Below are 17108 nucleotides of genomic sequence, written 5' to 3' on the forward strand. Positions count from 1 at the left end.
GGCAGGGCAGGTCTCGCCGTCACCCCTGAGGGGCTCGTGCGGCGGTGGAGAGCGGCCAAAATAAAAACGGGGCCGTGAGGCCCCGTCAAAAGTCCGTAAGTATCCCGCGATCTTCACTGATCTTCTTACTTGATCTTGGCTTCGCGGAATTCGACGTGCTTGCGCGCGACCGGGTCGTACTTCTTCTTGACCAGCTTGTCGGTCATGGTGCGCGAATTCTTCTTGGCGACGTAGTAGAAGCCGGTGTCGGCCGAGGACACGAGCTTGACCTTGATGGTGACCGCTTTGGCCATGTTCTGAACCTCAGAAAATTGGGGAATCTGGAGCCGGCCAAACGGCCCGCGTTGGCCGGCAACCTAGCCAGAAACCGCCTGATGTCAAGGTTTTAGGGGGCAGAAACCACTCAAATCGGGCCGATTACCCCTCAAAGAACCGGTTTTTCGGCCGGAGAAGGCCCAGATTCTCCCTCAAAGTGGCCCCTTCATACTCTTTGCGGAAAATCCCGCGCTTCTGCAGCTCCGGGACCACCTTGTCGACGAAATCGTCGAGGCCCGCGGGCAGGAACGGGAACATGATGTTGAAGCCGTCGGAGCCGCGCCCGACCAGCCATTCCTCCATCTGGTCGGCGATGGTTTTGGCGGTGCCGACGAAGGCGAGCCCACCATAGCCACCGACGCGCTGGGCGAGCTGGCGCACGGTGAGCTTGTCGCGCTTGGCGAGGTCGACCATGCGCTGGCGGCCGCTCTTGCTGGCGTTGGTCTCCGGAATCTCCGGCAATTGTCCATCCGGATCGAAGCCGGAGGCGTCTGTACCGAGGATGACGGACAGCGAGGCGATGGCGCTGTCGTAATGCACGCGGCTGTCGAGGAGGGCGCGCTTCTCCTTGGCCTCGTCGACGCTGTCGCCGACCACGACGAAAGCGCCGGGCAGGATCTTGAGATGTTCAGGATCGCGGCCGACCTTCTCCATGCGGCCCTTGATGTCGGCATAGAGCTTCTGGCCGTCGGCGAGGCTGCCGCCGCCGGTGAACACGGCTTCCGCGGTCTCGGCCGCGAGCTGCTTGCCGTCTTCCGATGCGCCGGCCTGCACGATCACCGGCCAGCCCTGCACGGGGCGGGCGATGTTGAGGGGGCCGCGCACCTTCAGATATTTGCCGTTGTGGTCGAGCGTGTGCATCTTCGCGGGATCGAAGAACAGTCCGCTCTCGACGTCGCGCACGAAGGCGTCGTCCGCGAAGGAATCCCACAGGCCCGTGACGACGTCGTAGAACTCACGGGCGCGCTTGTAGCGCTCGGCGTGCTCCATGTGGTCGTCGAGGCCGAAATTCAGCGCCGCGTCCGGGTTCGAGGTGGTGACGATATTCCAGCCCGCACGGCCGCCGCTGAGATGGTCGAGCGAGGCGAAGCGCCGCGCGACGTGGTAGGGCTCGTCGAAGGTGGTCGAACCGGTCGCGATCAGGCCGATCCGCTCCGTGACGGCCGAGAGCGCCGACAGCAGCGTGAACGGCTCGAACGAGGTCACGGTGTGGCTGCGCTTGAGCGCATTGATCGGCATGTTCAAGACGGCGAGATGATCGGCCATGAAGAAGGCGTCGAACTTGCCGGCCTCGAGCTTCTGGATCAGCTGCTTGATGTGACCGAAGTTGAAATTGGCGTCGGGCCATGCCCCGGGATAACGCCAGGCGCCGGTGTGGATGCTGATCGGGCGCATGAACGCGCCAAGCTTGAGTTGCCGTTGTGCCATCGCGCCCTAAGTCCGTTCTGGGTGTCGTTCGCAAAGACATAGGGACGCGGAGGAACTCTGCCATTGGGATGGCTGAGAAGAATTTTTTGTTTTTCGTGACGCGCACAGCACAATCGCGTCATTCCGGGCTCACGCTGCGCGCGCCCCGGAATGACGGGGAGGGGCCATCGAACCAATCCGCCGCTCAGCCCGACCAAGCCATGACCCCGAGAGGAGACTTCAATGGCCGGCGCAATGACAGTGGATGGCGGCATGGTCCGCATCGACCGGCCCATGCCCTGGGTCGGTCGGCTGTTGTCGCTGCCGCTGCTCGGCGCGAGCGGCTATCTCCTGTGGAATGTCGCGCTCGGCCTGCGCCAGGATTTTTCCGGGTTCGGCCGGCTCGCCGACGACCTCGTGCCGGTGCTGGTGTTCACGGGGCTCGGGCTGCTGGTCGGAATTCCCGGCCTGATCCTGCTCACCTTCCGCACCTTCGTCGTGCTCAACGAGGCGCTGCGCCAGATCGTCATCACCCGACAGTTCGGCCCGCTGAATTTTCGCATGCACCGCAATCTCGGCGACTACCACTTCATCAGCATCACCGAGGACTATGATCCGGAGCTCACGGCCTACGACGTCAATCTATGCGGCAACAAGGGCACCGAACCGATCACGCTGGTGAGTTTTACCCGGCGTGAGGAGGCGGACAGGCTCGCGAGCGAGATCGGCCGTGTCCTGAAATTGCCGGCGCGCGACTATGTCGGCACCGAGCCGGACGAGAGCTGATCAAGGCCTGGTTGCGACACGTTCCGGAAATTGCCATCCTCGCGGCCAAACACGGCGATGGAAGGCCATGACCTCTGCGAACAATTCCATTCCCGCGCTTCTGCCGCGCGGCAAGGGCCACCAATTTCTGTTGTATGGCGACTCGTGCTCGGGCGTGCCCGGTGCCCTGCACGAAAAGACCTTCGCCTCGGTCAACGCAGTCGTTCAACGCCTGAGACCGCAGCCCGACTTCGTTCTCTTTCCGGGCGATGAAATCATCGGACTGACGCCGGATCCGGACGCGCTACGTGCGCAATGGCGCTATTGGCTGGATACGGAAATGGCATGGCTAGACCGTGCGGCCATTCCGATGTGGCACACGACCGGCAATCACACGACCTATGATTTGATGAGCGAGGCGGTGTTTCGCGCAGTGCTGGACCTGCCGGACAATGGGCCGCCGGGGCAAGCCGGTCTGTCATACTTCGTGAGGCGCGGCGATCTCCTGATGGTGTTCGTCAACACGCTCTGGAGTGGCCTTGGCGGTGAGGGCCATGTCGAGCTGGCGTGGCTGGAGGCAACGCTCAGGGAGCATGGTGATGCCCGGCACAAGCTCGTCCTTGGTCATCATCCGGTGTTTCCGATCAACGGCTTTACAGGGACATACCAGCGCGAGATCGGCCACGAATACGCTCGCCCGTTCTGGGACATCCTGGTGAACGAGAACGTGCTTGCCTATCTGTGCAGCCACATCCTCGCCTTCGACGTTCAGGCCCATCGCGGTGTCCTCCAGATTTGCACTGCGGGCGCGGGAACGGCTCACAGGATGCCGGAAGGCGTCGAGTATCTGCATTGCATCCAGGCTGCGCTCGACGAAGAGGGCCTGCGTTACCAGGTGCTCGATGTCGACGGCGCCGTCAGGGAGAAGTTGGAATGGCCGCTGCGCGACCCTGATCCCGCCCGGTGGAGGGAGCTGCCGCTCGGGGAAGCCGAAGCGCCGTTCAGCGGACGTGTGGAGAGCGGACATAGGATCGAGCTGAGACTGGTGGGACAAAGTGCTGCGACCGACGTCGCATCGGCGCAGACGATTTTCACGGCTTTCGCGCCTGGTTCGATTGCGCCGTTCTGGCTGGGGCTTCGGGGACCGAGGCAAACTCTGACAGCCATCGTTGGTCGGGAGCCGGGACGCAGCCCAACCTATTGGTTCGGACCTGATCTTCCGGCAGGCGACCGCTTTGATATTCACGTCGCGATCTATCCGGATATGGGCCCCGGCGGTCTGCTCTGCCGCCATCACGACTCTCCGCGCTGGTCGTCCTTCATCTCTGCGACGTCGCGAGGGCTGGACCAGCTGGCGTGGCCCCGGCATTGGGCGATCGGCCACGGACAAGGTGGCCGCGAAGACCGGGCCTTCAGAGGTGCCGCGCTGAGTTTGCTGATCGCGTGAGCGGGCCTGGAGAGCTCTGGCGGCTGGATCAGCCCAGAATGTCCTTCTGCATCTTGCCGCCGTAGAAATGGAAGAACGGCACCGGCGCGTCGTGGCGGAGCGGGCCGGTGGCAAGGCGGGTGTCGAGCTCGTTGAGAACGTTGCGCGTCATCGGGTGCAGATCGGCCAGCGGCTTCGAGCCGAGCTCGACCCAGACCAGCTCGACCAGCTCGGCATCGGCGTGGATCACGCCCTCGACACGGTGGGTGATCGCGGAGGCATCGGCGGTGAAGAAGCGGGTGTCGAACCGCTTGACGCGGCCGGGCGGGGTGATCGCGCGCGCGATCAGGAACAGGCTGGAGGGATCGGGCAAAAGGCCTGCATCCGCAAACGGCTTCCACGGACCTTCGAGCCTGGCCTTGCCCTCCGCCTTGCGGCCAAGACAGAGGCCGGTCTCCTCGCAGGCCTCGCGGATCGCGGCGATCGCCAGCGATTTTGCGCGCGAGGCCGGCGTCTTCGGGCTGCCCTTGGCGAGATTGGCTTCCAGCTCCGCGGTGATGGGCGCAGCGCAGGGCACGCGGTAGTCGTCCTTGTCGACACGGCCGCCGGGGAAGACGAACTTTCCGGGCATGAACACGACCTTGTCGTGTCGCTTGCCAACCAACACTTTCGGCATGGCGCCGCTGCGATCGACCAGGATCAGCGTCGCCGCATCCTTCGGGCGGAAATAGGGATGATGGTCGGCTTCCTTGCCCTCGTGGATTTTGGCCTTTTCTTCTGCCTGCGAAATATCCGTCATGTCCTCACCCAAACCGTTTCTTGCTTATTGCTTAGACCGGCGGAATACCATCCGGAGGGTTCTCGTCAAAGCCGTGCATGCGCAGAGCCCATTGCAAGCCGACCACGGCGCCCTTGACCGGCTGAAGCAGTGCGAGTGAAGCAAAGAACGTGAAGGGCAGATAGGCCGCGAAGCTGATCCAGACCGGCGTGGTGTAATTTGTCTCGATCCAGAGGATCGCGGGCACCACGATGTGGCCGACGATGACGATGACGAGATAGGCCGGCAGATCGTCGGCGCGGTGCGGCGTGAAATCGAGACCGCAGACCGAGCAATTGTCGGCGGTCTTCAGGAAGGCGCGGAACAGTTTTCCCTCGCCGCAGCGCGGGCAGCGGCCGCGGAAGCCGCGTTTCATCGCCGTCCAGACGTCGCGCTTCTCGACGAGGCCGGTCTCGCGCGTCCAGATCTTCGGGGCCGTGCTCATCGTCACCACGCCTTGCCCTTCTTGCCCTTACCTTTTCCCTTGTTCTTGCCCTTCTTCCCTTTGCCGGACTTTTGCTTCTCCGGCTTGCGTTTTCTCTCCGGGCTGCGTCCGGGATGCGCCTTGAACGAGGGGCGGCGCTGTGGACCGGGTCGCCTGCGATCGCGCGGGCTCGTCTCACTGGACGACGACAGCAGCTCGAAGCGCAGCGCACCCGCGATGGGAGCGGCTTCGATCAGGCGCACGTCGACGACGTCGCCGAGCTGATACATGGTGCCGCTGCGCGTGCCGACCAGGGCGTGGCGGCCCTCGTCATAGTTGAAATATTCCGTGCCAAGGGATCTGATCGGGACCAGCCCGTCGGCGCCCGTCTCGCTCAGCTTGACGAACAGGCCGGCGCGGGTGACGCCGGAGACGCGGCCCTGGAAGCTGGCGCCGATACGGTCGGCGAGATGGTGCGCGATCAGGCGATCGACCGTTTCGCGCTCCGCCTTCATGGCGCGCCGTTCCGTGAGCGAAATATGCGCGGCGACTTCGCTTAAGGTCTCCGGCGTCTCGCTGTCGGGCAGGGCACCTTCGCCGAGGCCGAGCGCGCGGACCAGCGCGCGGTGCACGACGAGGTCGGCATAGCGGCGGATCGGCGAGGTGAAATGCGCATAGCGGCGCAGGTTCAGGCCGAAATGGCCGTAGTTTTCTGAAGAGTACTCAGCCTGCGCCTGGGCGCGCAGCACCACTTCGCTGACCAGCGGAAAGTAATCATGGCCTTCGAGCTGGGCCAGCACGCGGTTGAACGTGGTGGGACGCAACGCGCCTGATTTGGCGAAGGGAACGTCGAGCGTCTCCAGGAATTCTGCGAGTGCGTGAACCTTCTCCAGCGTCGGCTCGTCATGCACGCGGTAGATCAGCGGCAGCGACCTCTTCTCCAGCATCTCGGCCGCCGCGACGTTGGCGAGGATCATGAACTCCTCGATCAGCTTGTGCGCGTCGAGACGCTCGGGCACGACGACGCGGTCGACCGTGCCGTCGCTCTTCAAGAGGATCTTGCGCTCTGGCAGATCGAGATTGAGCGGATCGCGCTCGTCTCTTGCGCGCTTGGCGCAGGCATAGGCGGCGTAGAGGGGCTTGAGGATCGGATCGAGCAGCGGGCCGGTGGTGTCGTCAGGCCGTCCGTCGATCGCGGCCTGCGCCTGCGCGTAGCTGAGCTTGGCGGCCGAACGCATCAGGATGCGATGAAAACTGTGCGAGCGCTTGCGGCCGTCGGGGCCGAGCACCATCCGCACCGCGAGCGCGCCGCGCGGCTCGCCCGGCACCAGCGAGCAGAGATTGTTGGAGATGCGCTCGGGCAGCATCGGCACGACGCGGTCGGGGAAATAGACCGAATTGCCGCGGTCGAGCGCGTCGCGGTCGAGCGCAGTGCCCGGGCGGACGTAGAAGCTGACGTCGGCGATGGCGACGTTGACGATGAAGCCACCCTTGTTGTTGGGATCATCATCCGGCTGCGCATGCACCGCGTCGTCGTGATCCTTGGCGTCCGGCGGATCGATGGTGACGAGCGGCACGTCACGCCAGTCCTCGCGGCCCTTCAGGTTCGCCGGCTCTGCTGCTTCCGCCTCGCGCTCCGCTGCGGAGGAAAACTGCAGCGGAATGTCGTGGGCGTAGATCGCGATCAGGCTGATCGCCTTCTCGGATTTGACCGAGCCAAGCTTCTCCTTGACCCGTCCCGAAGCGAGGCCAAAGCTGCGCGTGCGGACGATGTCGACGCTGACGAGGTCGCCGTCCTGCGCGCCGTGCGCATCGGCCGGGGCGATGTTCAACTCGCGATCGGCGGACTTCTTGTCCACCGGGACGAGCCGTCCACCGCCTTCGGGAAGGCTGCGGAACACGCCGAGGATGCGGGTCTTGGTCTTGTCGAAGACCTTGATGATGCGGCCGCGATAAGCCGGTCCTTCGGTCTCCTCGGAGCGCTCGACGCGCAGCAGCACGCGGTCGCGTACGCCGGCGGCAGTGCCGGGCTTGGGCCGGCGTGGCATCTCGATGAGGATCTTTGGCGGCTCGCCGCTCTCGACCTCGTCCCATTCGGTGGGAGTGGCGATCAATTCGCCGTCGCGGTCACGGCCGGTGATGTCAGCGACCAGCGTCGGCGGCAGCGTGTCCGGTTCGGAGACCTTGTGGCGCTTCTTCTTGATGGTCCCGTCGTCGGCGAGCTCGCGCAGCATGCGCTTGAGCTCGACGCGATCGGCGTTCTTCAGGCCGAACTCGCGCGCAATTTCGCGGGTTCCGACCTTTCCTGGGTTTGCCTTGATGAAGGCGACGATGGCTTGCCTGTCGGGAAAGCCACGGTCTTTCTTTGGTTTCACTTAACCTCTAATTCTTGCCGGCACTCTTCTTGGCCGGAGTATTTGCAGGATTCTTGCTGGCGGCGGCCTTGGTCGGCGACGTCTTTGCAGTCGACGACACGGCGGCGCGCGCCTTGCTGGTGGATTCGGATTTGGATTTGGCCGCGGCTTTCTTCGCGGCCGGTTTCTTCGGTTTTGGCGCGGCATCCTCGCCGTCGGCCCTCTCCGCAGCCTTCTTGGCCTTGGCAGGCTTGGCCGCCTTCTTCGCCTTGGTCTTGCCGCCGCTCTTTCCGCCCCCTTTGGCCGCGCGCTCGTCGATCAGTGCGATCGCCTGCGGCAGCGTGACGGTGTCCTTCTCGAACTCGGCGGGGATCGTCGCGTTGACGCCGCCGGCGGTGACATAGGCGCCGTAGCGGCCGCTCTTCACGGTGACGGTGCCGAGCGTCGGATGATCGCCGATGGCCTTGCCGGGATCGGCGCCGAAGCGGCGGCTCGGGCCCTTGGCGACCTTCTCCGCGATCAGCGTCACCGCGCGGTTGAGGCCGATGTCGAAGACCTCGTCGCCGGCCTCTAAGCTGGCATAGGTCTTCTCGTGCTTCACGAACGGTCCGAAGCGGCCGAGGCCCGCCGTGATCGGCTGACCGGTTTCCGGATGCTTGCCGATCTCGCGCGGCAGCGACAGCAGCTTCAGCGCAAGCTCGAGATCGACATCGCTGGGCGAGGTGCCCTTGGGGATGCCCGCGCGCTTCGGCTTCTCGCCTTCCTCATAATCCTTCTGCTCGCCGAGCTGGATGTAGGGCCCGAAGCGGCCGGCCTTGACCCAGACATCGCGACCCGTGTCGGGGTCCTGGCCGAGCGAACGGTCAGCAGTCGCCTCGCCATCGGCGGCGAGCTGGCGGGTGTAGCGGCATTCCGGATAGTTCGAGCAGCCGACGAAGGCGCCGAACTTGCCGGCCTTCAGATTCAGTCGGCCGGTGCCGCAATTCGGGCACTGCCTGATGTCGCCGCCATCCGCGCGCGGCGGATAGATGTGCTGACCCAGCATATCGTCGAGCACGTCGAGCACCTGCGCCACGCGCAGATCCTTGATGTCGTCGACGGCGCCGATGAAGCCGGTCCAGAAGTCCTTCAGAACCTGCTGCCAGGAGATCTCGTTGTTGGAGATGCGGTCGAGCTGCTCTTCGAGGCCGGCCGTGAAATCGTATTCGACGTAGCGGGCAAAGAAGCTTTCGAGGAAGGCGACCACGACGCGGCCCTTGTCCTCGCCGTGCAGGCGCTTCTTCTCTAGCTTGACGTAACCGCGGTCCTTCAGCACCTGAAGGATCGAGGCATAGGTCGAGGGCCGGCCGATGCCGAGCTCTTCCATGCGCTTGACCAGCGAAGCTTCCGAGAAGCGCGGCGGCGGCTCGGTGAAATGCTGGGTGACGGAAAGCGACTGCCGCTTCAGGGCGTCGTTCGGGCTCATCGCGGGCAGGCGGCGGGAATCCTCGTCCTCCTCGTCGTCGCGGCCTTCCTGATAGAGTGCGAGGAAGCCGTCGAACTTGACGACCTGACCGGTGGCGCGCAGCTCCAGCGTCCGGGCGCCGGCCTTCGCCGTGATGTCGACGGTGGTACGTTCCAGCTCGGCCGATTCCATCTGGCTCGCGATGGTGCGCTTCCAGATCAGCTCATAGAGCCGGGCCTGATCGGCATCGAGCTTGCGGCTCATGCTGTCGGGACGGCGGGAGAGGTCGGTCGGGCGGATCGCTTCGTGCGCTTCCTGGGCGTTCTTGGCCTTGGCCTGGTACTGGCGTGGCGCGTCCGGCACGTAGGCATTGCCGTAATCCTCGCCGATCACCTTGCGTGCCTGGGTGACCGCCTCGGGGGCGATCTGCACGCCGTCGGTACGCATATAAGTAATGAGTCCGGTGGTCTCGCCGCCGATGTCGATGCCTTCATAGAGGCGCTGGGCGATGCGCATGGTGTGCGCGGGCGCAAAGCCGTATTTGCGGCTGGCTTCCTGCTGCAGCGTCGAGGTGGTGAAGGGCGCCTGCGGATTGCGCCGCGCTGGCTTGGCGTCGACCGCGGTGACCGCGTAGTTCGCAAGCTCAAGCGCCTTCTTGAAGTCTTCAGCTTCCGCGCCGGTGCCGATGTCGAGGCGCTGGATCTTCTTGCCGTCGGCGCCGACGAGGCGGGCCTCGAAGGCATCGCCGCGCGGGGTGAGCAGGGTCGCGATCAGCGACCAATATTCGCGCGGCACGAATTTCTCGATCTCGAGCTCGCGGTCGCAGACGAGGCGGAGCGCCACCGACTGCACGCGGCCGGCCGAGCGGGCGCCAGGCAGCTTGCGCCACAGCACGGGGGAGAGGGTGAAGCCGACGAGGTAATCGAGGGCCCGGCGCGCCATATAGGCGTCGACCAGCGCACCGTCGATCTCGCGCGGATGCTTCATCGCGTCCGTGACGGCCTGCTTGGTGATGGCGTTGAACACCACGCGCTCGATCTTCTGATCTTTCAGCGCGCGCTTCTCCTTCATCACCTCCAGCACGTGCCAGGAGATGGCCTCGCCCTCGCGATCGGGGTCGGTCGCCAGAATCAGGCGGTCGGCGCCCTTCAGGGATTTGGCGATATCGTTGAGCCGGCCGGCCGCCTTGGGGTCGACCTCCCAGATCATCTTGAAATTGGCGTCGGGATCGACGGAACCGTTCTTCGCCGGGAGATCGCGGACATGGCCGAACGAGGCCAGAACCTCGTAGGACGAGCCCAGATATTTGTTGATCGTCTTGGCTTTCGCCGGCGACTCCACAATGACGATATTCATTTAGTTCCAGTGGCTTACGGGAAAATCTTGGGCCGGAAACGAAAGGACTCGGGTCGGCCGTTTCGCTCCGAACATGGGTGGTGAGGCCCCCGCTGTCAAATCGGGGGCTGTTGAAAGCGCTCCGGATGGGAAAAGTTTCATATCGAGAAAGTTGCAAATCACCACCTTGGAGTTGCGATCCCTATCGGCGTAGTGTCTCTGTGGGGCATGGATTCGGGGTGGGGACGGGTGACAAGGCCGGGAAAGAAGCGGGCGCGCGCCGTATCGGGCGCGCCGGGAGGCTCGCGCAACGAGGAACCGGGGGAGGGCGGGGCAGATGAGGCGGTGGCCTTCATCGCCGAGCAGGTGGCTGCGTTGCGCAAGCTCGCCGAGCGCCACAAGCTGGACGTGCTGCATTATCTCCTGGGGATGACGCAGCTCGAGGCCGACGAGCATTTGCGACTGCGGAGCAAGCGCAAGCTGTCGTGACCCGTCATCCTTGTAAGTTTCGACTCACTGGATCGGATAGAGTGTCCGGTGCGGTAGCGGACGGGAGACCGCCTCATCCCAGGGCTTTGAAGCCCGAGCCTCAGCGCGGCGCCCCGTCCGTTGTTCCATTGAACCCGAACAGTCGCGAGGGCCGCCTGGCGAGCCCGATTGCGCAAGGATGGGTGCAGATGGACGCGATCTATATTGGCATTGATGTATCGAAGGACCGGCTGGACGTGCATTTGCGTCCGAGCGGGGAAGCCTTTGCCGTGGCGCGTGACGGCAAAGGCTTGGAAGACCTTGTTGCTCGTCTGCAGGCCTGTTCGCCAACGCTGATTGCAGTGGAAGCGACGGGCGGCTTCGAGACCATTGTCGCGGCGGCGCTGGCCGGCGCCCAACTGCCGCTGGTGGTGGTCAATCCGGCCCAAATCCGGCACTTCGCGCAGGCCGTTGGCCAGCGCGCCAAGACCGATCCGATCGATGCGGCAGTCATCGCGCGGTTTGTCGAGGCGGTGAAGCCGACGCCGCGTGCCATGCCAGATCAGGAAGCCCGGCTGCTGGCCGAACTGGTCAGCCGCCGACGGCAGATCATCGAGATGATCGTTGCCGAGCGCCAGCGCGAGAAGCGGGCCGAGAATGTCCGCGTTCGCAAGAGCCTTGCCCGCCACATCAAGGTCCTCGAGAAGGAGCTGCTGGAGATCGACAACGACATCGACACGCTGGTGCGCGGTTCGCCGGTCTGGCGCGCCAAGGAGGAGTTGCTGGTGAGCTTTCCGGGTGTAAGCAACACGCTCGCCCGCACCTTCCTGGCCGAGGTGCCCGAGCTCGGCACCCTCAATCGGCGCCAGATCGCAAGCCTCGCCGGCCTTGCTCCGTTCACCCGCCAATCCGGCCGCTGGAAGGGCAAGAGCATGATCGGCGGCGGGCGAGCCGCACTGCGCGCCGGGCTCTACATGGCCGCTCTCTCGGCCAGCCGACACCATCCGCAGCTCAAGCTCTTCTATCAACGCCTGCTGATCGCCGGGAAGCCGAAGATGGTGGCCCTCATCGCCGTCGCTCGCAAAGTCCTCACCATCCTCAACGCCATGCTCAGGGACCAAAAACAATGGCAACCCGCTTGACGAAGAACACAGTCGCTGAGGCGCGAGTGGCGCGATGCGGAGCATTGCGCCGGGAGCCTCGAAGGATGAACGGCCGGGATGCGGCCGCGTGGAGAAAGCCGGGCCGTCGCCCTTCGAGGCTCGCCGAAGAGGCGAGCACCTCAGGGTGACGGTGAGGGATTTGTGGGCGTTGCTCTAACCTCGTCATTGCGAGCGCAGCGAAGCAATCCAGACTGTCTCCGCGGAGGTAGTCTGGATTGCTTCGTCGCAAGGGCTCCTCGCAATGACGGTGTGGTTAGCCGTTGAGGCCTGCCAATTTGGCCAATCGCAGGCCGAGATATTCGGCTGTGCTGAGGTCACTCTGCGGCAACGCGCCCTCAACCAATTGTGTCGCTAGTCCAAGCTGGCTGCCCAATCGATTGCGACCGGCTGGATCCTCTCCGCCTGGAATATCCAGCCCGCACCAGAGCATGCCGTGCTGCGCGGCCAGAATGGAAAAGTAGGTCAACGTGTGGAGTTGATCTCCGCCTGCACACGCGCCCGTCGTGAAGCCGCCCGCGATCTTGTTGGCCCATCGCCGCTGGCTCCATCGGTCACTTGAAGCGTCTGCTAAGGCTTTGAATTGCGCGGCTGGTCCGCCCATGTAGGTCGGGCTGCCAAATGCAACCGCGCCGGCGCGGTCGATCGTCTCCAATAGTCCTTCATTCTGGAATCGGCCCGACACGATGTCGTCGCCGGCGATCCGACAAAGCGCGATCTCTGCCATTCCAGCGGCCCCGCGCGCGACCGCATGCGCCAGCGTCTCGGTGGTGCCGGAGATGGAAAAATAGACGATGGCGAGCAGGGGCATGGGGGTGCCACTTCGGGATGTCTAGCCATCTTTGATGGTGTCGAGATTTTGCACAAGTCCCTCCGCGTCGTCATTGCGAGCGGAGCGAAGCAATCCAGAGTCTTTCCGCGTAGGGATTCTGGATTGCTTCGTCGCAAGGGCTCCTCGCAATGACGGGTGTGGAGGCAGTTCAGCGCATCACGCCGAGCGCCGGCGCGGCGCGGGCCGCGGCTTCAGCATTGTGTCCGCCGGGCTAAGCAGCCGCCCGTCCTCCGCGCGCATTTCGAGCTTCTTCACCGGGCGGCCTTTTTCGCGATCGACCAGGACCGTCGCGATCTCCTCAGGCGTGTCGTCGAATTCCTCGCTCCATTGCCGCAGCGCGACCAGGATCGGGAAGGTGCCGCGGCCCTTCGGCGTCAGGACATACTCTTGATAGGCGCTGCCGTCGGAGGCGGGGGCCGTGGCCAGGATGCCGTGGTCAACGAGTGAACGCAGCCGGGTCGACAAGATGTTCTTGGCCATGCCGAGCTTGCTCTGAAACTCGCCGAAGCGGCGCAGGCCGAACAGGGCCTCGCGAATGATCAGCAGCGACCACCAGTCGCCGAGCGCGTCCAGCGAGCGCGCGATCGGGCAGGCATCGCCCTCAAAGCTCGTTCGTTTCACCATCGTTCCGGTCCTTTCGCGTTCGCACGGTTCTGCCGCCGATCACGCGCTTGTGTGGTTGCATCATAAAACCAAATGCCCTAGATGGCAATATAGTTTCATTATGCAACTACTGGAGGCGAGCATGAGACTGAAGAACAAGACAGCCCTGATCACCGGCGGCAACAGCGGCATCGGGCTTGCGACGGCAAAACTGTTCGTGGCCGAAGGCGCCAAGGTGGTGATCACCGGGCGCAACAAGGAGACGCTGGAAGCTGCCGCCAGGGAGCTCGGCCCGAACGCGCTCGCGCTCGCCGCCGATGCCACCGACATCGCCGCGACGGAAGCTGCGATCAAGCAGGGCGCCGAGAAATTCGGCAAGTTCGACATCGTGTTCGCCAATGCCGGGATCGCCGGCGGCACGCCGCTCGGCTCGGCGACGCCGGAGGTTTTCGAGAAGGTCATCAGCACCAACCTCACCGGCGTGTTCTTCACCGTTCAATCTGCGCTGCCCTACCTCAACGACAATGCCTCGATCATCCTCAACGGCTCGGTCATCTCGGTGCTCGGCATTCCCGGCTACTCCGCTTACGGTGCGGCGAAGGCCGGCGTGCGCGCGATGGCGCGGATCATGGCCTCGGAACTGTCGCCGCGCGGCATTCGCGTCAACGTCGTCGCGCCCGGTGCGATCCGCACGCCGATCTGGGGGCCTGCGATCGCGACACCCGAGGCCGAGAAGGCGTTCGAGACGCGCATCGCGCTGTCGACGCCGCTGGGGCGCATTGGTGAAACAGATCACGTTGCGAAGACGGTGCTGTTCCTTGCGTCGGATGATTCCGCGCACATCCAGGGCCAGGAGATCTTCGTCGACGGCGGCGCGGTCGCCTCGCCGAGCGGCGCGCCGATCTATCGCGGCTGATCAAATCTAGTGCAAATTGAATCAGTCGGCGCGACAACTCCGGTTGCGCCGGCTGGTTCCTACACCTCGCGAGCTGTATTTCTCTGAACCTTGCGTGAGGTGTTGAACCTCCGCAGACGCTGCGCAGACATTTTTACGGGCAGGGGGTCGCAGGACTCATTTTCAAGGGAGCCCGATATGCCAAAGGCAGCTCGCATTTTTTCGTCGATTTCATCACCGCGTATTTACACCGAACGTTCTGCCATTCCCGCAAAACATTCTGAAACCTCCGAGTTCATCGGGGTGGTTCTTTTCTCCGGCATCGGCCTGTTCGTTTCGCTCGTCGCCGTCATCCTGGGCATTCAGGGCGCCTGGTTTTAGCTTCGTCGATCTGTCAGCCGCCGCCGGAGTCCGGCAGCGGCTGGTGTCGGCGTGAATCTTACGCCGCGCGCAAGGAAGTGGCCGCCGCAAGCGCGCTGGCGATCGACTTCTCGCGATGCTCGGGGCCGACCTGGATGCCGTCGGCGATGATGAATTCAGGGCTGGTGATGCCCATGAAACCGAATACGCCGCGCAAGTATGTTTCCAGGTGCTCCAGCGCCGCAGCCGGCGAGCCCGCGCCGTAATATCCGCCGCGCGAGATCGCCACGATCACACGCTTGCCGCCGGCAAGGCCCTGCGGCCCGTTCGCCCCATAGCTGAACGTCTTACCCGCAACGAGAACGCGGTCGATCCAGGCCTTGAGCTGGCTCGGAATGGTGAAATTGTACATGGGGGCACCGATCACGACGATGTCGGTGGCCAGGAACTCGTCGAGCGCAGCCGCGCTGGCGGCAAGGTCGGGGCCGAGCTCCGCCGGGGCGGGGGCGCCTTGCGCGACCGCCAGATGCGATCCGGAGAGGTGGGCGAGCGGGGTCTGGGTCAGGTCGCGATAGGTCACCTGGAGGGACGGCGTTGCCTGCCTGAGACGGTCGACGATGGCAGCGGAAACCTGCCGGGAGACGGAGTGGGGGCCGAGGACGCTGGAGTCGATATGGAGGAGTTTCATTTGGGATCACCCTGGTATAGATTTGTAACCCGGACTACATGAGTGACTGTCGAAATCCCCGCAAGAACGCACTTTTTTGAGCCATGGACACATTATTGAAACCTGCTCACACCGATTTGCCTGCCTCGCCGAGGCTGGAACCAGGCCCGGATCACAGGCCGGATCCCAACCACGCGGACTGCCGCGGGGTCGCCTCCGTGCTGTCCCGCGTCGGCGACAAATGGAGCGTGTTCGTCATCATGATGCTGAGCGACGGGCCAAAGCGCTTCAACGAGCTGAAGCGCATGATCAACGGCATCTCGCAGCGGATGCTGACGCTGACGCTGCGCGGCCTCGAGCGCGACGGCCTCGTCACGCGCACGATCTTCCCGACCATTCCGCCGCGCGTGGACTATGAGCTGACCGATCTCGGCCACGGACTATCGCGGCCGGTCGAGGCGCTCGGCAAATGGGCCAAGGACCATCTGGACCAGATCGAGGCCGCACGCACGAAGTTCGACCAGCGCAACGACGGCTAGGGCGGAATCGCGCTCGGCGCGTTTCACCCTCCCCTCCAGGGGAGGGTAAGAGCCTCCGATCGAGCCGTATTTTCCCAGACCTAAAGCAGCGACACCAGTCCGCCGCCGTGGCGTTCGAGGCGGCCGGCGAGCTCGAGCTCCAGCAGCACGGTGCGCACGATCGCGGGCGAGGCGCCGGACATTCGCACGAGGTCGTCGATCGAGATCGGGGCAGGGCCGAGCAGGCCGGTGATCTGGTCGCGGTCATGGCCTTGCGGATCGCTCTCGAACGGCTCGCTGTCGGGCTCGCCGACTGGGTGCATCAGCGGTCGCTCCATGATCGGCTGCACCGCGTTGACGATGTCGGCAGCTTCGGTGACGAGCGTTGCGCCCTGCTTGATCAGATCGTTGGTGCCGGCGGCGCGCGGATCGAGCGGCGAGCCGGGGACGGCGAACACCTCGCGGCCCTGTTCGGCCGCCATGCGCGCGGTGATCAGCGAGCCCGAGCGGTGTGCCGCCTCCACCACGACGACGCCGAGCGAAGCGCCCGAGATCAGGCGGTTGCGGCGGGGGAAATCGCGGGCGCGCGGCTCATGGCCGAGCGGCATCTCGGAAATCGCCGCACCCTGGTGGTCGAGAATCGCGGCGAGCAGGTCGCCATGCTCGGGCGGATAGATGCAGTCATGGCCGCCGGCGAGCACGGCGATCGTGCCGCTCTCGACGCTGGTGCGATGCGCAGCCTGGTCGACGCCGCGTGCCAGCCCGGAGATGATGACGAAGCCGGCTTCGCCGAGCTCGCGCGCGAGCTGGCCGGCGAACTTCAAGCCGGCGCCGGAGGCGTTGCGCGAGCCGACGATCGCGATCATCGGCCGCATCAGGGTTTTGGTGTCGCCGCGCACGGCGAGCAGCGGCGGCGCATCGTCGATCATCGCGAGGCGTGCCGGATAGCCGTCCTCGCCGGGCGCGAGCCAGGCGATGCCGAGCTTGCGGCTCGCCGCGAGCTCGGCCTTCGCGTCATCCGCGCTGCAGATCCGCCCCGATCGCTGCGCACCGCCGCGGCGGGCGAGATCCGGCAGCCGCTCCAGCGCGGCGCGCGGGCTGCCGAAATGATCGACCAGCGACCGGAAGATCCGCGGCCCGACATTGTCGGAGCGGATCAGCCGCAGCCGGTCGATCCGCTCAGCCTCGGTCAGCTCCACGCTTGGGGTGATGGCGTCCACGGCGTCTCCTTGTGGGAGTAGCATGGAACAACCTGAGGGCGTGGGCAACAGGCCCGTGCGCTTGCGCGGCCCCTTCGCGATGCTAAAAGCGATACCAA

General features: G+C 64.7%; 17 protein-coding genes. 7 read left to right on the forward strand and 10 right to left on the reverse strand.

The genetic code is table 11. The annotated features are described in order from the left end of the window. Nucleotides 1-125 precede the first annotated feature (125 nt). On the reverse strand, nt 126-293 hold the full coding sequence (gene rpmG / locus QA649_RS20990; protein ID WP_007603295.1) for a 50S ribosomal protein L33: 168 nt from the start codon (nt 291-293) through the stop codon (nt 126-128). Nucleotides 294-417: 124 nt separating this feature from the next. Further along, nucleotides 418-1743: an LLM class flavin-dependent oxidoreductase gene (locus tag QA649_RS20995; protein ID WP_283025829.1), complete on the reverse strand. Its 1326-nt coding sequence runs from the start codon at nt 1741-1743 to the stop codon at nt 418-420. 222 nt (nt 1744-1965) lie between these two features. Here QA649_RS20995 and QA649_RS21000 point away from each other — a divergent pair, with 222 nt between their 5' ends. Together QA649_RS21000 and QA649_RS21005 are read left to right on the forward strand one after the other, a co-directional pair. Further along, entirely contained in the window at nt 1966-2508 is a 543-nt protein-coding gene (locus tag QA649_RS21000; protein WP_283025830.1) for a hypothetical protein, read from the forward strand. A 67-nt stretch (nt 2509-2575) separates the two neighbouring features. Then, nucleotides 2576-3934 carry a metallophosphoesterase gene (locus QA649_RS21005; protein WP_283025831.1) on the forward strand — a complete coding sequence of 453 codons (1359 nt, stop codon included), beginning with the start codon at nt 2576-2578 and terminating at the stop codon, nt 3932-3934. A gap of 28 nt (nt 3935-3962) precedes the next feature. Here the strand turns inward: QA649_RS21005 and QA649_RS21010 are convergent, their stop codons facing one another. From QA649_RS21010 to topA, 4 genes are read right to left on the reverse strand one after another with little or no spacing between them, the layout of a single operon-like run. Next, entirely contained in the window at nt 3963-4712 is a 750-nt protein-coding gene (locus QA649_RS21010; RefSeq protein WP_283025832.1) for an NUDIX domain-containing protein, read from the reverse strand. A gap of 31 nt (nt 4713-4743) precedes the next feature. Continuing rightward, nucleotides 4744-5175, reverse strand: coding sequence for a DUF983 domain-containing protein (locus QA649_RS21015; RefSeq protein ID WP_283025833.1), 432 nt, complete (start codon nt 5173-5175; stop codon nt 4744-4746). A 2-nt stretch (nt 5176-5177) separates the two neighbouring features. After that, nucleotides 5178-7529: a ribonuclease R gene (gene rnr / locus QA649_RS21020; RefSeq protein WP_283025834.1), complete on the reverse strand. Its 2352-nt coding sequence runs from the start codon at nt 7527-7529 to the stop codon at nt 5178-5180. Between the two features lie 7 nt (nt 7530-7536). Further along, complete coding sequence (gene topA, locus QA649_RS21025) at nt 7537-10308, reverse strand: type I DNA topoisomerase (protein WP_283025835.1); 2772 nt, start codon at nt 10306-10308, stop codon at nt 7537-7539. A 228-nt stretch (nt 10309-10536) separates the two neighbouring features. Between topA and QA649_RS21030 the strand changes: the two genes are divergently transcribed. Together QA649_RS21030 and QA649_RS21035 are read left to right on the forward strand one after the other, a co-directional pair. Continuing rightward, on the forward strand, nt 10537-10776 hold the full coding sequence (locus tag QA649_RS21030; RefSeq protein ID WP_283025836.1) for a hypothetical protein: 240 nt from the start codon (nt 10537-10539) through the stop codon (nt 10774-10776). Nucleotides 10777-10964: 188 nt separating this feature from the next. After that, nucleotides 10965-11897, forward strand: a complete 933-nt coding sequence (locus QA649_RS21035; protein ID WP_283026035.1) for a transposase — start codon at nt 10965-10967, stop codon at nt 11895-11897. Nucleotides 11898-12171: 274 nt separating this feature from the next. Here QA649_RS21035 and QA649_RS21040 read toward each other — a convergent pair whose 3' ends face one another. Together QA649_RS21040 and QA649_RS21045 are read right to left on the reverse strand one after the other, a co-directional pair. After that, entirely contained in the window at nt 12172-12726 is a 555-nt protein-coding gene (locus QA649_RS21040; RefSeq protein WP_283025837.1) for a flavodoxin family protein, read from the reverse strand. 177 nt (nt 12727-12903) lie between these two features. After that, complete coding sequence (locus QA649_RS21045) at nt 12904-13371, reverse strand: helix-turn-helix domain-containing protein (protein ID WP_283025838.1); 468 nt, start codon at nt 13369-13371, stop codon at nt 12904-12906. 121 nt (nt 13372-13492) lie between these two features. Here QA649_RS21045 and QA649_RS21050 point away from each other — a divergent pair, with 121 nt between their 5' ends. Next, a complete protein-coding gene (locus tag QA649_RS21050; protein WP_283025839.1) occupies nt 13493-14266 on the forward strand; it encodes an SDR family oxidoreductase in 774 nt (257 codons plus the stop codon). Between the two features lie 177 nt (nt 14267-14443). Continuing rightward, entirely contained in the window at nt 14444-14626 is a 183-nt protein-coding gene (locus QA649_RS21055; protein ID WP_283025840.1) for a hypothetical protein, read from the forward strand. A 58-nt stretch (nt 14627-14684) separates the two neighbouring features. Here QA649_RS21055 and QA649_RS21060 read toward each other — a convergent pair whose 3' ends face one another. Further along, complete coding sequence (locus QA649_RS21060) at nt 14685-15293, reverse strand: FMN-dependent NADH-azoreductase (protein ID WP_283025841.1); 609 nt, start codon at nt 15291-15293, stop codon at nt 14685-14687. Nucleotides 15294-15376: 83 nt separating this feature from the next. Here QA649_RS21060 and QA649_RS21065 point away from each other — a divergent pair, with 83 nt between their 5' ends. Further along, nucleotides 15377-15811 carry a helix-turn-helix domain-containing protein gene (locus tag QA649_RS21065; protein WP_283025842.1) on the forward strand — a complete coding sequence of 145 codons (435 nt, stop codon included), beginning with the start codon at nt 15377-15379 and terminating at the stop codon, nt 15809-15811. A gap of 80 nt (nt 15812-15891) precedes the next feature. On the opposite strand, the gene dprA is transcribed toward QA649_RS21065, so the two are convergent. Continuing rightward, the gene (gene dprA, locus QA649_RS21070; RefSeq protein ID WP_283025843.1) at nt 15892-17034 is read right to left on the reverse strand and encodes a DNA-processing protein DprA; all 1143 of its coding nucleotides are present in this window, start codon (nt 17032-17034) and stop codon (nt 15892-15894) included. Nucleotides 17035-17108: the final 74 nt, after the last annotated feature.

Source organism: Bradyrhizobium sp. CB1717 (assembly GCF_029714325.1).
In the GTDB taxonomy this organism is placed as follows: Bacteria; Pseudomonadota; Alphaproteobacteria; order Rhizobiales; family Xanthobacteraceae; genus Bradyrhizobium.

Bases quoted from the DNA above. Each gene is read 5' to 3' on its own strand.
- rpmG (WP_007603295.1), bottom strand. From the start codon at position 293: ATGGCCAAAGCGGTCACCATCAAGGTCAAGCTCGTGTCCTCGGCCGAC.
- QA649_RS20995 (WP_283025829.1), bottom strand. From the start codon at position 1,743: ATGGCACAACGGCAACTCAAGCTTGGCGCGTTCATGCGCCCGATCAGC.
- QA649_RS21000 (WP_283025830.1), top strand. From the start codon at position 1,966: ATGGCCGGCGCAATGACAGTGGATGGCGGCATGGTCCGCATCGACCGG.
- QA649_RS21005 (WP_283025831.1), top strand. From the start codon at position 2,576: ATGACCTCTGCGAACAATTCCATTCCCGCGCTTCTGCCGCGCGGCAAG.
- QA649_RS21010 (WP_283025832.1), bottom strand. From the start codon at position 4,712: ATGACGGATATTTCGCAGGCAGAAGAAAAGGCCAAAATCCACGAGGGC.
- QA649_RS21015 (WP_283025833.1), bottom strand. From the start codon at position 5,175: ATGAGCACGGCCCCGAAGATCTGGACGCGCGAGACCGGCCTCGTCGAG.
- topA (WP_283025835.1), bottom strand. From the start codon at position 10,308: ATGAATATCGTCATTGTGGAGTCGCCGGCGAAAGCCAAGACGATCAAC.
- QA649_RS21035 (WP_283026035.1), top strand. From the start codon at position 10,965: ATGGACGCGATCTATATTGGCATTGATGTATCGAAGGACCGGCTGGAC.
- QA649_RS21040 (WP_283025837.1), bottom strand. From the start codon at position 12,726: ATGCCCCTGCTCGCCATCGTCTATTTTTCCATCTCCGGCACCACCGAG.
- QA649_RS21045 (WP_283025838.1), bottom strand. From the start codon at position 13,371: ATGGTGAAACGAACGAGCTTTGAGGGCGATGCCTGCCCGATCGCGCGC.
- QA649_RS21050 (WP_283025839.1), top strand. From the start codon at position 13,493: ATGAGACTGAAGAACAAGACAGCCCTGATCACCGGCGGCAACAGCGGC.
- QA649_RS21055 (WP_283025840.1), top strand. From the start codon at position 14,444: ATGCCAAAGGCAGCTCGCATTTTTTCGTCGATTTCATCACCGCGTATT.
- QA649_RS21060 (WP_283025841.1), bottom strand. From the start codon at position 15,293: ATGAAACTCCTCCATATCGACTCCAGCGTCCTCGGCCCCCACTCCGTC.
- QA649_RS21065 (WP_283025842.1), top strand. From the start codon at position 15,377: ATGGACACATTATTGAAACCTGCTCACACCGATTTGCCTGCCTCGCCG.
- dprA (WP_283025843.1), bottom strand. From the start codon at position 17,034: ATGCTACTCCCACAAGGAGACGCCGTGGACGCCATCACCCCAAGCGTG.